At 65.7% G+C, this 15,701-nt stretch carries 13 protein-coding genes; 8 read left to right on the forward strand and 5 right to left on the reverse strand.

Going from position 1 to position 15,701, the window contains the following annotated elements; genetic code table 11:
- The first annotated feature begins 155 nt into the window (after positions 1 to 155).
- Positions 156 to 2,732 (forward strand): ligase-associated DNA damage response DEXH box helicase, encoded by a 2,577-nt coding sequence (locus AC0L2O_RS05125; RefSeq protein WP_473368923.1) that lies wholly within the window; start codon positions 156 to 158, stop codon positions 2,730 to 2,732.
- 41 nt (positions 2,733 to 2,773) lie between these two features.
- Positions 2,774 to 3,445, forward strand: coding sequence for a ligase-associated DNA damage response endonuclease PdeM (gene pdeM / locus AC0L2O_RS05130; protein WP_473368924.1), 672 nt, complete (start codon positions 2,774 to 2,776; stop codon positions 3,443 to 3,445).
- 154 nt (positions 3,446 to 3,599) lie between these two features.
- On the opposite strand, the gene AC0L2O_RS05135 is transcribed toward pdeM, so the two are convergent.
- Complete coding sequence (locus AC0L2O_RS05135) at positions 3,600 to 4,463, reverse strand: LysR family transcriptional regulator (RefSeq protein WP_369720591.1); 864 nt, start codon at positions 4,461 to 4,463, stop codon at positions 3,600 to 3,602.
- Between the two features lie 97 nt (positions 4,464 to 4,560).
- On the opposite strand from AC0L2O_RS05135, the gene AC0L2O_RS05140 reads away from it, so the two are divergent.
- Positions 4,561 to 5,466 carry a DMT family transporter gene (locus AC0L2O_RS05140; RefSeq protein ID WP_473368925.1) on the forward strand — a complete coding sequence of 302 codons (906 nt, stop codon included), beginning with the start codon at positions 4,561 to 4,563 and terminating at the stop codon, positions 5,464 to 5,466.
- Between the two features lie 29 nt (positions 5,467 to 5,495).
- On the forward strand, positions 5,496 to 6,269 hold the full coding sequence (locus AC0L2O_RS05145; protein WP_473368926.1) for an MBL fold metallo-hydrolase: 774 nt from the start codon (positions 5,496 to 5,498) through the stop codon (positions 6,267 to 6,269).
- A gap of 144 nt (positions 6,270 to 6,413) precedes the next feature.
- On the opposite strand, the gene AC0L2O_RS05150 is transcribed toward AC0L2O_RS05145, so the two are convergent.
- From AC0L2O_RS05150 to AC0L2O_RS05160, 3 genes are all read right to left on the reverse strand, one after another.
- Positions 6,414 to 7,184, reverse strand: a complete 771-nt coding sequence (locus AC0L2O_RS05150; RefSeq protein ID WP_473368927.1) for a TIGR02186 family protein — start codon at positions 7,182 to 7,184, stop codon at positions 6,414 to 6,416.
- Positions 7,181 to 8,098 (reverse strand): sulfite exporter TauE/SafE family protein, encoded by a 918-nt coding sequence (locus AC0L2O_RS05155; protein ID WP_369720595.1) that lies wholly within the window; start codon positions 8,096 to 8,098, stop codon positions 7,181 to 7,183. Before AC0L2O_RS05155 ends, AC0L2O_RS05150 begins: the two co-directional genes overlap by 4 nt.
- A gap of 322 nt (positions 8,099 to 8,420) precedes the next feature.
- On the reverse strand, positions 8,421 to 11,846 hold the full coding sequence (locus AC0L2O_RS05160; protein WP_473368928.1) for a tetratricopeptide repeat protein: 3,426 nt from the start codon (positions 11,844 to 11,846) through the stop codon (positions 8,421 to 8,423).
- A gap of 434 nt (positions 11,847 to 12,280) precedes the next feature.
- Here AC0L2O_RS05160 and AC0L2O_RS05165 point away from each other — a divergent pair, with 434 nt between their 5' ends.
- From AC0L2O_RS05165 to AC0L2O_RS05175, 3 genes are all read left to right on the forward strand, one after another.
- Complete coding sequence (locus AC0L2O_RS05165) at positions 12,281 to 13,129, forward strand: alpha/beta fold hydrolase (RefSeq protein WP_409191560.1); 849 nt, start codon at positions 12,281 to 12,283, stop codon at positions 13,127 to 13,129.
- Positions 13,130 to 13,312: 183 nt separating this feature from the next.
- Positions 13,313 to 13,918, forward strand: a complete 606-nt coding sequence (locus AC0L2O_RS05170; protein WP_473368929.1) for a protoglobin domain-containing protein — start codon at positions 13,313 to 13,315, stop codon at positions 13,916 to 13,918.
- A gap of 68 nt (positions 13,919 to 13,986) precedes the next feature.
- Positions 13,987 to 14,445 (forward strand): nuclear transport factor 2 family protein, encoded by a 459-nt coding sequence (locus AC0L2O_RS05175; protein WP_473368930.1) that lies wholly within the window; start codon positions 13,987 to 13,989, stop codon positions 14,443 to 14,445.
- Between the two features lie 48 nt (positions 14,446 to 14,493).
- On the opposite strand, the gene AC0L2O_RS05180 is transcribed toward AC0L2O_RS05175, so the two are convergent.
- Positions 14,494 to 15,084, reverse strand: coding sequence for a PadR family transcriptional regulator (locus AC0L2O_RS05180; protein ID WP_473368931.1), 591 nt, complete (start codon positions 15,082 to 15,084; stop codon positions 14,494 to 14,496).
- Positions 15,085 to 15,312: 228 nt separating this feature from the next.
- Here AC0L2O_RS05180 and AC0L2O_RS05185 point away from each other — a divergent pair, with 228 nt between their 5' ends.
- Positions 15,313 to 15,696: a nuclear transport factor 2 family protein gene (locus AC0L2O_RS05185; RefSeq protein WP_473368932.1), complete on the forward strand. Its 384-nt coding sequence runs from the start codon at positions 15,313 to 15,315 to the stop codon at positions 15,694 to 15,696.
- The last annotated feature ends 5 nt before the right edge of the window (positions 15,697 to 15,701 follow it).

Genomic DNA, 15,701 nt, shown 5'->3' on the forward strand with positions numbered 1-15,701 from the left:
GATCCCGTCTTGCGTAGCGAACCGCCACGGCCCGCTTGCGTGAAAGACGTCCGGGCAGAGCCGCTTTCGACAGGTCCCGCCAAAATTTCTTCCCGCGGCGGGCAACGCCTCCGTCCCCCTCGACGAAGCCACTCCCGCGGCTTACCTGTGATGCCGTGCCGCCCCGCATCCTCAAAATCCCGGCCGAGAGGCCAGCGCTGCTGCCCGAGCGCTTCCAGCAATGGTTCGCGGCCCGCGGCTGGGCGCCGCGCGCGCATCAACTGGCGCTGCTGGAAAAGGCGCGCGACGACGCTAGCGCGCTGCTGATCGCACCGACGGGGGCCGGCAAGACGCTGGCGGGATTTCTGCCGACGCTGGTGGAGCTGAGCGCTGCGCCTGTCCCTTCCGCGAAATCCGTAGTCTCCACCGGCCGAAGCCTGCAGCGCAGCGGCGGCCTGCACACGCTCTACATCTCGCCGCTGAAGGCGCTGGCCGTCGACATCGCGCGCAATCTGGAGCGGCCGGTCGCCGAGATGGGGCTGCCGATCAAGATCGAGACCCGCACCGGTGATACGCCGGTGTCGCGGCGGCAGCGGCAGCGGCGCTACCCGCCGGACATTCTGCTGACGACACCGGAGCAGCTTGCGCTGTTGCTCTCCTCGGACGACGCGCCGTTCCTGTTCGCCTCCTTGAAACGCATCGTGCTGGACGAGCTGCATGCGCTGGTCACCTCCAAACGCGGCGATCTGTTGTCGCTCGGGCTGGCGCGGCTGTGGCGGCTGGCACCGCAGCTGCGCGCGATCGGCCTGTCGGCGACGGTGGCCGAGCCCGAATCGCTGGCGCGCTTCCTGGTGCCGCAGCCAAAGGACAGGCCCGAGTCGGCCGACATCGTCATCGCCGGCGGCGCCGCGCCGCCGCTGGTCGAGATGCTCGACACACGCGAGCGGCTGCCCTGGGCCGGGCACAGCGCGCGCCATGCGCTTCCCGAAATCTATGAGCTGATCAAGGCGAACAAGACCACGCTGGTGTTCGTCAACACCCGCAGCCAGGCCGAGATGCTGTTCCAGAGTCTCTGGCGCATGAACGACGACAGCCTTGCCATCGCCTTGCATCACGGCTCGCTCGATGTCGCCCAGCGCCGCAAGGTCGAGGACGCGATGTCGGCAGGAAAGCTGCGCGGCGTGGTCTGCACCTCCTCGCTCGATCTCGGCGTCGATTGGGGCGACGTCGATCTCGTCGTCAATATCGGCGCGCCGAAGGGATCGTCGCGGCTGATGCAGCGGATCGGCCGCGCCAATCACCGTCTCGACGAAGCCTCGCGCGCCGTGCTGGTGCCCGCCAACCGCTTCGAAGTGCTGGAATGCCGCGTGGCGATCGATGCTATCGCCGAGAACGCGCAGGACACGCCGCCGCTGCGGATTGGTGCACTGGACGTGCTGGCCCAGCACGTGCTCGGCTGCGCCTGCGGCGAACCGTTTCTCTCTGACGAGCTCTATGACGAGGTCCGCACCGCCGCGCCCTACGCCGAACTCACGCGGCAGGATTTCGACGACGTCGTCGATTTCGTCGCCACCGGCGGCTATGCGCTCAAGACCTATGAGCGCTTCGCCCGTATCAAGCAGGACAAGGAGGGGCGCTGGCGCGTCGCCAATCCAAAAGTGCGGCAGAGCTATCGCATGAATGTCGGCACCATCGTCGAGGATGACATGCTGAAGGTGCGCCTGGTGCGCTCGCGCGGCGGCGGCCCGGGAAAAGCCACCGGCTCGACCGGCGTGATCGCGCGCGGCGGGCGATTGCTCGGCGAGATCGAGGAAGCCTTCATCGAGGGCCTCAGCCCTGGCGATACTTTCGTGTTCTCGGGCGAAGTCGTGCGCTACGAAACCCTGGTCGAGGATCAGGTCTACGTCTCCCGCGCCAACGACAAGGATCCGAAGGTGCCGTCCTATATGGGCGGCAAGTTTCCGCTCTCGACCTATCTCGCCGAACGCGTGCGCCGCCTGCTCGATGATGGTCGCGCGTGGAATGGCTTGCCGGAGCAGGTGCGCGACTGGCTGTCGCAGCAAAAGGACGTGTCGCGCGTCCCCGCGGTGCGCGAGCTCCTGGTCGAGAGCTTTCCGCGTGCCAACAAGCACTACATCGTGTTCTACCCGTTCGAAGGACGCCTCGCGCACCAGACGCTCGGCATGCTCCTGACGCGCCGGCTGGAGCGCGCCCGCGCCCGTCCGCTCGGCTTCGTCGCCAACGAATATGCGGTGGCGATCTGGGCGCTGGGCGACATGTCGTCGATGATCCGCAACGGCAGGATCGACCTCAACGCGCTGTTTGATCCAGATATGCTCGGCGACGACCTCGAAGCCTGGCTCGCCGAATCCGCATTGATGAAGCGCACCTTCCGCAATTGCGCGATCATCTCCGGGCTGATCGCGCGCCGTCACACCGGCGAGGAGAAAAGCCGCCGCCAGGTGCTGTTCTCGACCGATCTCGTCTACGACGTCCTGCGCAAGCACCAGGCCGATCACGTGCTGCTGCGCGCCGCCCGCGCCGATGCCGCCACCGGCCTGCTCGATTTGCGCCGCCTCGGCGACATGCTCACCCGCATCCAGGGCCGCATCACCCACCGGGAACTCGACCACGTCTCCCCGCTCGCCGTCCCCGTGATGCTGGAAATCGGCCGCGAGTCAGTTTATGGCGAAGCTGGAGACGAGCTCTTGGCCGAAGCCGCCGACGAGCTCGTCAAAGAGGCGATGGGATAAGAGCAGGTTTGGACGCGCTGGTTTCAGGGGATGTCGAGGACATGCGCGTTTCGAAGGTCACCATTTCCGGCATGACGTTCCACGCCGATCTGTCCGGCGCGCTGTTCTGGGAAGAGCAGCGCCTGCTCGTCGTCTCCGACCTGCATCTGGAAAAAGGCTCCAGCTACGCCACGCGCGGCGTGCTGCTGCCGCCCTATGACACGATCGCGACGCTCAGCCGGCTCGCTGCTGTCATCTCCCGCCATGATCCACGCATGGTCATCGCGCTCGGCGACAGTTTTCACGATCGCACCGCGCATGGACGCCTGTCGGGGGATGATCGCGATGGCCTCAGTGCGCTCCAGTCAGGGCGCGACTGGATCTGGATCTCCGGCAATCACGATCCGGCCCTGCCGCGCGATCTCGGCGGCACCGTCGCGGACGAAGTCGCGATCGGCCCGGTCACCTTCCGCCACGAGCCGACCGGCGCGCGGGGCGAGATCGCCGGCCATCTGCATCCCAAGGCCCGCGTCTCCGCGCGCGGCCGTTCGATGGAGCGCCGTTGCTTTGCCTCAGACGGGATGCGTGCCGTGATGCCCGCCTTCGGCGCCTATGCCGGCGGCCTCAGCATCCGCGACGCGGCCTTCGCAAAAATCTTTCCGCAGACCAGCTTCACCGCGCATCTCCTCGGCGACCGCCGCGTCCACGCCATCGCCGCGTCGCGGTGTTGTTGAAGGCGGGTTTCGTAGTTTCGTAAGGTGGGCAAAGCGACTTGTCCGCCGTAGCTCGAAGAGCGAAGGCGGAAACGTGCCCACCATCTGCCACATCCGCTGAAGGATGGTGGGCCCGGCGCTTTGCGCCTTTGCCCACCCTGCGCATCTCGCAAGATCACGCCGCCTTGGCCTGCACATCATCGCAGAACTCCGCGAGCCGATCCGCCAGCCGCAGCGTTGCGGGGCTGGCGCCGGGGGCGGCCATCAGCGCCACCTCGGTCCGGTTGATCGGCGCAAAGCCGTCCTTCGCGGTCAGCACGCGATGATCTGATTGAATCGACATCTCCGACAAGATGCTCAAGCCCATGCCGGCGGCGACGGCGGCCTGGATGCCGGCGAGGCTCGACGAGGTGTAGGACATGTGCCAGACGCGTCCCGCGCTTTCCAGCGCGTGGATGGCGCCGGCGCGGTAGAGGCAGCCGAGTGGAAAGCCGATCAGCGGCACGGAGGCGACATCCGCGTGGATCGGATGGCTCTTGCTGGTGACCCAGTGCACCCGCTCCGGCCACACCGCGATGCCGCCCTTCTCCCCGGCTTCGCGCTTGAACAAGGCAAGGTCGAGCTCACCGCGTTCGAGGTCGCGGGCGAGATTCTTGCTCTGGTCGGCGCGCACATCGAGCCGCAGGCCTGGATGCGAGCGCGCGAAGGTCCCCAGCAGCTTTGCCAGTTGATAGGCCGCAAAATCCTCGGGGATGCCAAGCCGGATCGCGCCTTCGCTGTCGGGCTCGCGCAGCACGTCGCGCGCCTCTTCGGCCAGCGTGAGCAGCCGGCGCGCATACGACAGTAGCCGTTCGCCGGCTTCGGTCGGACGCACATCCTTGCCGTCACGATGCAGCAGCATCTGGCCGACATCCTCCTCCAGCCGCTTGATCTGCTGGCTCACCGTCGATTGCGTGCGGTGGACGCGCTCGCCGGCGCGGGTGAAGCCGCCGGCCTCGACCACCGAGACGAAGCTGCGCAAAAGCTCCAGATCGAGCATGGGTGCCTCATTCGAAAATCCACTGATCTCAAGTTAATCATTTAATTTCCAAATGACAAGCGGCGCCCCTAGATCGAGGGCTCAGGAGAATGCCCCGATGTCGCTTGCCCCCTCGATTGCCGTTCCCCGCAGCCGCTTCAACACCCTGCCGCTCGCGATCGGCCTGTTCTGTCTGCTCTGGAGCTATGCCTTCGTCGCCGGCAAGATCGGCGTCACCCATTGCCCGCCTCTGATCCTGCTCGCCGCCCGCTTCGCGCTGGCCGGCATCCTCATCATCGGTGCCACGCTGATCCGCGGCGACGGCTGGTCACTGTCGTGGCGCGACGTCGTGATTTTTGCCGTGCTCGGCATCGCCAACAACGCGCTCTATCTCGGGCTTGGCTACACCGGCCTGCAATCGGTCTCCGCCGGCCTCGGCGGGTTGATCGTGTCCGCCAATCCGGTGTTCACGGCAGGCCTGGCCGCGCTTTTCCTTGGCGAGGGCATGACCTGGCGCAAGGCCGGCGGCCTCCTGCTCGGCATCATCGGCGTGACGGCGATCGTCTGGCACCGCCTCTCGGTCGGCACCGACTCACTTCACGGCATTGTCTTCACGCTGGCGTCGCTGGCCTCGCTCGTCGCCGGCACCATCCTGTTCAAGCTGCTGGCGCCGAAGGGCAGCCTGTGGATCGGCAACGGCGTGCAGAACCTCGCCGCGGGAATCGTGCTGACGCCGGTCGCGCTGACCTTCGCCGATATCCATGCGATCGATGTCACCCCGGGCCTGATCGGCGCGTTCGGCTTCCTCGTGCTCGGCGGCTCGATCCTCGGCTACTGGCTCTGGTTTCATCTCCTGAAAGTGTGTGGCGCGACGGCCGCCAGTGCCTATCATTTCCTGATGCCGCCGCTCGGAATGCTGTTCGCCTTCATCGTGCTCGGGGAGCATATCGAGGCCCGCGACCTCTTGGGCATCGTGCCGGTCGCGCTCGGCATTTATCTGGTGACGCGTCAGGCCAAATCGTAGCGATCCGGTTTCGAGAAGAGGAGTTGCCCATGCCCATTTCCATCACCCTGATCGGCGGCCCGACCGCGCTGATCGAGATCGACGGCTTTCGTCTGCTCACCGATCCGACCTTTGATTCCCCGGGCGCCTATCAGCTGCCGCACGTCAAGCTGGAGAAGACGATCGGACCCGCTGTGAGGCCCGATGCGATCGGCCCGGTCGATGCGGTGCTGCTCAGCCACGACCAGCATTCGGACAATCTCGACAATTCCGGCCGCGAGTTCCTTAAAGATGCGAAGCGCGTGCTGACGACGGAAGCCGGCGCCAGGCGCCTCGGCGGCCATGTCGAAAGCCTTGCGCCCTGGGGCACGACGCATATCGGGGATCGCGACGGCAATTCGCTGACGATCACCGCGACGCCGGCGCGCCACGGCCCGGCCGGCATCGAGCCGCTGTCCGGCGATGTCATCGGTTTCGTGGTGTCGTCGAGCCGCAAGGACACGCGCCCGATCTATATCAGCGGCGACACGACCTGGTTCGACGGCGTCGCCGAAGTCGCGCGCCGCTTCAAATGCGGCGTGGTGATGCCGTTCGCGGGCGCCGCGCAAACGCGCGGCCCGTTCCATCTCACCATGGACACCAACGACACCATTGAGACCGCGCGTGCCTTCCCGGATGCGATGATCGTGCCGGTGCACACCGAGGGCTGGGCGCATTTCCGCCAGAACAGCGAGGATCTCCGCAAGAGCTTCGACGTGCTGGGTTTCGGGCCGCGGCTGCGCTTGCTGGAGCCGGGCGTGCCGACGGTGGTGGAGGCGCCGTGAGCCCCAACTGTCATGCCCCGGCTTGACCGGGGCATCCAGTACGCCGCGGCGGTCGTTGTGAGAGCGAGCTACCCAACGCAGGCCTCTGGAATACTGGGTCGCCCGGTCAAGCCGGGCGACGACGAGAGGAGAGAGCGTAGCCCCTCAATCCTTCCTGAACACAATCGCCGCCATCCACCCCGTCATCAGCGCCATCGCCGCCGTGACCAGGCCGTAGACCAGCCCGTTCTGCCGTGCCCTCGTCGCGACGAACTGCTCGAAGCCGACCTTGACGATCTCGAACGCCGTCTCTGTCTTGGTGACGAACGCGCCGTTGGCGAACAGCTTGATTTCCACCTCATAGGTGCCGATCGGCACCTCTGCCGGCAGCGGAATGCCGGTGCGGAACAATGTCGGCGTCAAGAACGTCACCGCGCTCGCATCCTCGCGATAGAGCCCGCGCGCCGTGCGCAGCCGGATGAACGCGGAGCGGAACGCGTCGTTCGGCACCACGTCGGCAAAATCGCCGCTGACGCGCTGGGTCAGCAGCACGTTGTCGAGGCCGATCTGCTGCCGCCGCGCGATCTCGGGCGAGGTGATGTGGTCGAACGGGCGGTTGGCGAACAGCGCGAGATAGCTCGGCACCTGCAGGAACTGGCGGTAATCGGTGTTGATCCAGATGCCGAAAGTGCGCTCCTTGCGCCGCGTCACCATGTCGGCGCGCGGGCCCATCACGGTGACCACGAGATCATAAGCCGTGCGCTCGGCGGGTGTGGTCGCGTCCTTCTCCACCGAGCCGAACAGCACCAGTTCCTCGCCGGAATAGTTCGGCGTCACCGTCACGCGGTGGTTGGAGACGGACACGATCAGCCGCTCCGCCCGCGCGGCACCGCTGAGCAACAGGACGACGACAGCCGCAACAAGCCCGCGCCTCATCCGCTCGCTCCTATCTCGCGGATGGTGAAGAGATCCTCGGGCCGTATCACCAGTTCGACCGCGAAGCGGATGCCGACCGACAAGATCAGCAGCCCCAGCAGCAGCCGCAACTGCTCGCCGCGGATCTTCTGGCCCGCGCGTGCGCCGAACTGCGCGCCGGTGACGCCGCCGACCATCAGGATCAGCGCCAGAACCGCATCGACCAGATGGTTGGTCACGGCATGCAGCAAGGTTGCGAACAACATGGTGACCAGCGTCAGCATCATCGAGGTCCCGATCACCGTCGCGGTCGGGACTCTAAGCAGATAGATCATGACCGGCACCAGGATGAAGCCGCCGCCGATGCCCATGATGGCGCCGACGAAGCCGATCACGAGCCCGACGACCACGACGGGAATGACCGAGAGATAGATCTTCGAGCGCTTGAACCGCATTTTCAGCGGCAGCCCGTGGATCCAGTTGTGCATGCGCCGCGGCGGAACGGCGCCGCGCCGGGTTCGCATCAGCGCGCGCAGGCCTTCGGAGAACATCAGGCTGCCGACGGTGCCGAGCAGCACGACGTAGGAGAGCGCGATCATCAAATCGAGCTGTCCAAGCGCGCGAAGCTGCGTAAAGGTCCACACTCCGAGCGCGGTGCCGGTCACGCCACCGCACAACAGCACGCTCGCCAGCGCCGGATCGATCGCGCGCCGCCGCCAATAGGTGAGGGCGCCGGAGAAGGAGGACGCCGCGATGTGACTTGCGACGGAGGCGACCGCGACCGCCGGCGTGATGCCGATGAAGATCAACAGCGGCGTCATCAGGAAGCCGCCGCCGATCCCGAACATGCCGGACACGAAGCCGACCGCGGCGCCCATCGCCAGCACGAGAAACACGTTGACCGGCAGATCGGCGATCGGAAGATAAAGCTGCATGGGACCGACGCTCCGGCGAGACGATCGATTTCGCGGAATGCTCGCAGGCAGCGCAGAACGATTGCCGCGCCCTTCAATAGCCGAATTCACTGGTGGGTGGATCAGGAATTTTGGGCGTGGTGAATGGGCTAAGAGGGATCAGATGGCTGCTTCATTGCGCGATCTTGCCGCCTTCTCCGCTGTCCTGCCCCGGCTTGACCGGGGCATCCAGTACGCCGCCCCCGTTGTTGTGAGAGCGAACTCTTCAACGCCGGCCTCAGGAATACTGGGTCGCCCGGTCAAGCCGGGCGACGACAAGAGGAGGGAGCCTATACTAAACCGATCAATGCGCCGCTGAGGCCGAGCGCTTGGTGGCGACCGGCTTCGGCGCGGGCTTGGCACCGGCTTGCGCGGGCGCGCTGTCCCAGCCGCCGGCGGGCGCCGCGACGTTGACGGCGTCGTCGGGCTGCGGTTCGGCGCTGAAGGTCTGGATCGCGAGCTTGGCGGCGGCGAGCGATTGCGGGTCGAGGCGCTTGGCGACGTCGTCGCGCTTGACGGCCGCATCCGCGTCGCCCTGGGCGGCCGCAAGGGTGAACCATTTGTAGGACTCGGCGAGGTTCTGCTCCACGCCGATGCCGCGGGCGTAGAGGATGCCGAGGTTGAACTGGCTGTCGGCGACGCCGCGATCGGCGGCTTTGCGGAACCACTGCGCCGCGCTCTTGTAATTGGCGCCGCGTCCGCCGCCATCGGCGTCGAGCACCGCGAGATTGTGCATCGCCTTGGCGTTGCCGCGCTCGGCCGCCTGCGTGTAATAGCGGCGGGCGATGTCGGCGTCCTTCTTCACGCCAAGGCCCTTCTCGTAGAGCGTGCCGAGCCGGAAGGTCGCGGGCACCACGCCGGCCTGCGCCGCGCGGTCGTACCATTTCGCGGCTTCGTCGTAATTCGCAGCGACGCCCTTGCCCTCGGCAAAGCGCACGCCGATCTCGTAGGCCGCGCTCGCATCGCCCTTCATCGCGGCGGTGCGCAGGCCCGGGCCGGCGATGCCGTCAGGCAGCTTTTCGCTCGACGGCACCTGGACGGTTCCGAGCCGCACACGGCTCGCGCCCGACAGCGCGCCGGTGACGTCGCTGGCCGGAGGCGGTGTTGGCGCCGCGGCGGGGGCGGGCGGGATTTCGACCGAAGCCGTCCCGCCGGAGTTCGCTGCGGGATTGTTCAGGGACTGCTTTCCGATCGGCGTCGGCGAGGTCATCGACGGCGTGACCTGTTCGGGCGCGGCGGGCTTGGTCTCGGCCGGCGGGGGCGCCTGCGGCGCGCGCTCGCTGGAATTCTCCATCGCCTGCGGCGCCGGCGGCGCATTGCTGCCTTCGAGCAGGTTCATGGCCATCTTGAAGGTGCCGAGCACGATCACGACCACGCTCGCGCCGACCAGCAGCGAGCGGATTTTCGAGGTGATGGTCGAGCCGCCGTCCTGGCCCTTGTCCTTGCCACGGCCGGCGGTAGCCGCCTTGGCGCCGCGTGCGGGCTTCTCGGGCTGCGCGGCAGCGGCCTGGGCTGCACGGCGCGCGGCTGCGATGAAGCTCGACGACGACACCGGCTCCTTCGACGCGGCCGGAATTTCGCTGATCGCGCTTTCGGACGCCGCAATGCGCTCCGACGGCGTGGCGACGCGTGCGCCCGGCCGCGTGCCCGGCTCAAGCGGATGATCCGGCGGCAATTCCGGCGCAAGCGCGGCGCGGGCAGGCGCCGTGTGCGGCTCCAGGATCTCGCTGATCGCGCGCGGCGGAACCGGCGGCGCCATCGGCGCCGGCGCGGCAGGCGCCGCGGCATGGAATTCGCGCGGCGCAGCTGCGAAAGCAGCATGTGCTGATTGCGCCGCGGCCGGATTTTGCAGCTCTGGCTTCGGATCGTATTTCGACAGCTCGGGCTGCGGCCGTTGCTCGCGCGCCATCGGCGCCGGCTCGAGCGGCGCAGCCATCGCCGCGGGCCCGTGCATCGGCATCGACTGCGGCGCGGGCGCCGGCGGTGCGGTGCGCACCGTGCGCAGATCGCCCTCGATCATCGCAAGGCGGTCGACGACATGGCCGAGTGTGTTGTGGACGGCCTCGAGCGAATCCTGGGTGTTGCGGGTGGTCTCGGCCTGACTGAAGCGGATGTCCGACAGCTCGCGCTTGACGAGATCGACGACACCGGAATCGGATGGCGGTGCCGAGCTGCGGCTCTCGGCCAGTGCGGAATAGGTCGCCTGCTGTCGCTCGAGATGGCGCAGGATATCATGCAGCCCGTCCTCGACGCGGCTCAGATTGCCGCCGCGCGAGTCGGAGGCGGCTTCGATCCGCTCCAGCAGATAGGAGACGCGCTGTTCGAGATGCGCAAACGTCGAGGCGGAGTCGCTGCCGACCTGCATGCGGTCGAAGCGGTCCGACAGTGCACGGATGGCGCTTTCCAGATGCTCGGTGCTTTCCGAAGGCTGCGGCCGCTCGCGCGTTTCCAGCGCGGCGGTGAGCGCCGCGATGCGCTGCTCCAGCACGGCGAAGCTGTCGCTGTGGCCGGAACCGCGGGTGACCTGGTCGACCTTGGACGACAGCAGCTGCACGTCCTCGGAGAGGCGTGCCAGCGCTTCGTTGGAGGCAACGTTGGAGACGATGCCGCGTAGCGCCGAGATCGCGCCTTCGAGCTGGCGCACCGTCGTGGGATCGTCATTGGCGCGCAAGATCAGGTCGAGCTTGGTGCCGAGATTGCGGATCGCCTCGTCATAGCCGGTGAGCTGCTCGGCCGGGGTCAGCGTGCGCAGCACCTGCTTGATGTCGGACAGCGCGCGCTCGATGCCGGCGAGGGCCTGCCCGTCGGTGCCGTTGGAGCGGGTCTCGTCGATGCGACGATGCAGCGAGCGGATCTCGTTCTCGATCGATTCGATGGCGCGGCGCGGCATCGCCTCGGTGATGGCGTGGCGGATCTCCGCAAGCTCGCTACGGAAGCCGTTGATCGCCTGCTCGGTATTGTCAGGGCGCTGGAGCGATTCGATCTGGCTCGTGATCTTGAGCAGATGCCGCTCGAGCGACGAGAAATCCGGCCCCGGCTGCGCTGGCGGCGGGGCGTAGGCGGGCGTGGGCGGCGCCATCGAGGCCGCGAAAGCAGCTGCCGTGGGCGCAATCGGCGGCGCGGCGCGCGGCGGCAGCTGCCGCGGTGACAATCCGTCGAGCTCGCTTTGGCGTGCCGTGATCTCGGCCACCGCGACGTCGAACGAAGCGGGGTTCAGCGGCGGCGAGCTGCGATAGACTTGCGCGGCCGCGCGCTCGACCGCATCGGCCTGGCGCTGGCGCGTCTCGACCGGAGCAGGGCGCGGTGCTTGGGGCGGCTGCGGTTGAGCCCGCTGCGGTAGCGATTGCTGCGGCTTTGAGATCTGCGACAGCCGGGCATCGAGGCGCGAGATCGCGTCGTTGAGCTGGCGTGCGACGCCCGGCTCGCGCGAGACGTCCTTTTCGCGCGCGGCGTCCTGGCGTGGCGCGGGCTTTGAAATCCGTTCGATCTGCTGGGTGATCGCGTCGAGCCGCTGGTGGATGTCGGCGACTTCGCGGCTTTCCTGGCTTGGGGCAATTGGGGCTTGCGGGCGCTGTTCGTAAGCTCCGCGAAGCTGTGGCGGGGCAGTCTCGCCGAGCGTGGAGTTCAGCCAATCGTTGAGCGACATCCCGGCCCGGCGCGCAGCAGCTTCGGCCCGCTCCCTTACGGATGGATCGATGCCGTCAACACTCCACGATACGCGCGAATTCATGACTCTGTCCGGTTCCGACTCCGGCGCCCCACCCGGCGCCTCCAGTCTCCCCACGCGTGCCGCTTGCAAGACAATCGAATTCGGCGCGGGTCGTCTGCCTCGAAAATCGACTTTTGTCCGTTACGGTAAATAACGGGTTAAGGATCGGCTCGCCGGTGTCTTAAAGTTGGGCGGCGGGAACCCGGCGCGGCGCAGAAACCCGTTCGTGCCGAGCACCTGGTTGATCCCGTCGAGGTCGAGCATCTCGGGCCATGAGGCGCGCGTCGTACCATCCGCGGCGCGCGGGAACCTTTGGCGTCGTTGTGGGTATCTGACCGATAGATTCCGGGACCTGCCCGATGCCGGATGACAGGTGCTGGACCTCGTCGCCGCCGATCTGAGGGACCGGGCGGCGAGCCCGCCGCAAAACTCGATTTCCTGATCAAGGGCCGACAATGGCGCAATGGACTTTGCCAGAGCGATTCTCGTTCGAAGGGCAGGCGATTGCCTGGGGTGCGATCGGAGAAGGGCCGCCAGCCGTTGTCATCCACGGTTCGCCATTCTCCTCGCGCGAATGGCGACGTATCGCGCCCTGGCTCGCTCGGCACCGGCGCGTCTTCTTCTATGACCTTCTGGGTTACGGCCAATCGGCCAAGCCCGATGCGGACGTCCTCCACGGTGCCCAGAACCGGTTGCTCGCAGCTCTCGTGGAGCACTGGAATGTCGACCCGCCCGACGTCGTCGCTCATGATTTCGGCGGTTCGGCCGCGCTGCGCGCGCATATTTTGAACCGGCTCGATTACCGCAGCCTCATGCTGATCGATCCCGTGGCGATCAGCCCGCAAGGCTCAGTGCTGGTCCAGGCAGCGAAAGCGCACCCCGAGGTGTTCTCCGGTTTGCCCGCCTATATCCATGAGGCGATCCTGCGCGCCTACATTGGTGCTTCGGTCAAGCACGCCCTGCGCGAGGACGAGATGCGTGCGTACCTTGAGCCATGGCGTGGTGAGCAAGGCCAGAGGGCCTTCTGGCGGCAAATCGCACAGATGGACGACAAGTATTCCGAGGAGGTGGAAAGGCGCTACGGCGAAATCCGGTGCCCGGTCGCCATTCTATGGGGCACCGAAGACGAGTTCATTCCGTTGAACGACGGCGAGGAACTTGCCCGCCGTATTCCGGGCGCGTCATTCACCGCGATCTCCGACGCCAAGCACCTCGTCCAGGAGGATGCGCCCGAGGCAATCGTCGCCGCTGTTCTCGACTTTTGGCAGCGGCTGGAGGCGCATCCCATCACCGCCGAACAGTGACCCGCCCTTGCGAGGAACGGGAGCGCGGAAAGGGCGTTTCCGCCGAAGTATGGAGGTGCCGAAACTCGATGCACCACAGCTTCCGAAGCTGCCATGCGCAACTTCGCGAATCATCTTCAACCGAAGCAGCTGTGACGGACCTCCCGTCCAGGGTGTGAAGCGAATCCCTAGGAGAAACAAGCGATGGATTCAGTGCAAGAGAGGCAGAAGATCCCGGGCTATGACCACGGAACCGACAAGGTCGCGAAATCGCCGATCACGATGGAGGAATGGGAAGAACTCAAGAAATCCGCTTTGTTTTCCGAAGAAGACGTCGTCTATCTTAGAATGTCGGAGGAGATACTTGCCGATCAGGTCGTGGATCTGCTGAAGGTCTGGCGGGGTGTGATTTTTGATCATCCGCATCTTCGGGCCTACGATGAAGATCCCAAGACACACAAGGTCGACACCGAATATGCAAGCGCCGTTGCAAAGAGGTTTGGGCGTTGGGTGACCGATACGGCCCGCGCGAAGTACGACCAGGCCTGGCTCGATTATCAATATGAGATCGGGCTGCGGCACCACCGGACAAAGAAGAACAAGACCGACCACGGACATACGCTCGGCCACATCCGCGCGCGTGATCTACTTGCGTTTTGTTCGACGATCGTCGTGCCGATGCGGCCGTTCCTCGCCAAGCACGGTCATCCACCGGACATCGTCAACCGAATGTACGACGCATGGTGGAAATCAATGATTCTTCGGGCGACCCTGTGGGTCCAGCCATACATACGAGAAGGCGACTTCTGACCAATAAGCAGATCTGAATCCATTCGACAGGAACTGTGGGGGTGGCCAGGAAAATGGAGTGAACAAAAATGGATGAGAAAACACTGCCCAGGAACCTCGTGACCGCCGGGTCGACGCCGATCGAACGGATGTATTTTGCCTGGAATCACGCGCTGTCGCATAACGACGCGGATGGGTTGCTGGCGCTCTATGCCGAAGACGCCTGGTTCGAGAGCCCGCTCGTGCCGCATCTGCTGGGCATCGACCGCGGTTATCTTCGCGGGCACAAGGAAATCCGACCGCTGTTCGACATTCTCGCGATCCGCAAGCCTCCGGTGCGCCAGTATTTCCGCACCGGTTATCTCACCGATGGCAAGCGCTTGATCTGGGAATATCCGCGCGACGCCGGCAAAGGCGAGCAAATGGACTTCGTTGAGGCGATGGATCTCAACGATGATGGTCTCATCCAGCGCCATTGTGTCTACTGGGGCTGGTTTGGCTTCCGCGTTCTCCAGCGCAATGAATATCACAGCGGCCCTGGCGCATGACAAAAGGCGGACAGCGCTGATGTCTTCCGCCACAGCGGAGCCGGCGTTTCAACCCTTCCCCTCGCGCTTGCCGTCCTCGAGCGGCACCACAGTCCCCTTGCCGCTCATCGCCGAGAGCGCCTCGAGCGCCTCCTCGCAGAAGTCCGCCACCATCTGCTCGTGGCGGGCGCCGAGGCGGAGCAGCAGCAGGTTTCCGAGGTCGAGCCGGCCCTCCGCCGTGCCGTCCGGGAAGCGCTTCTTCAGGATCCGCTCGTAATTGGCGTGGCGGTCGCGGTGGTGCTCGAGCCGGGCCATCAAATCGGTGCGCATCGGCTCGAGGCCGATGCTGTCGAGCGCATGCAGGCGCACCAGGAGGTCGTCCTTGATCGACGGCGGCGTGCTTGGCCGCGCGGCCCAGTGCCGCAGCGCTGTTCGGCCCTCGGGAGTGAGCGTATAGATGAGTTTGTTGGGCTTGCCGGATTGCACGACCTCGCGGCCCTGGATGTAGCCGCGGTCGCGCAGCTTGGAGAGCTCGCGGTAGATCTGCTGGTGGTCGGCCTTCCAGAAGAAGCCGATCGAGGAGTCGAACGTCTTTGCGAGCTCGTAGCCCGTCATCGGACGTTCCGTCAGACATGCGAGGATTGCGTCGCCCAGCGCCATGACCGGCCTCTCTGTCTTGGGTCTTAAGTGTCTTGAGTCCTAAGTCTTGGGTCTTAACCAACCGGCTTGACTTTATGCGCATCGGCGCATATGCGTCAATGTGCATATAAAAAGCTTGCGGGCGGGGCCACCGGGCCGCTCCGAAGATCCAGCGAAATCAATGATTTCGCTACTGTGCATGGGGTTGTTTTCGCAGTTTTGCGCAGGCCTTTAGGGAGGCACCTGAGAATGACCGGCCTCGATTCCTGGTACGGCTACATGAGATCCCATGACCGCGCAGCGCTCTGGGACCTGTTGCACCCCGATGCCATCTTCGAAAGCCCCGTCGTGCACTCGCCGCAGCGCGGACGTGAGATCACCTTCAAATACCTGTCCAGCGCCGAAAAGGTGCTCGGCGGTCCCGGCTTCACCTATGTCGGGGAGTGGACGAGCGAGCGCGGCGCCGTGCTCGAATTCAAGACCATCATCGATGGCATCGAGATCAACGGCGTCGACATCATCACTTTCGACGACCAGGGACGCATCACGCATTTCAAGGTGATGGTGCGTCCGCTCAAGGCGATCAACATGCTGCATCGCCTGATGGCGGAACAGCTCGCCGCCCAATCATAGTCACT

This window comes from Bradyrhizobium sp. Kon10, assembly GCF_055807395.1.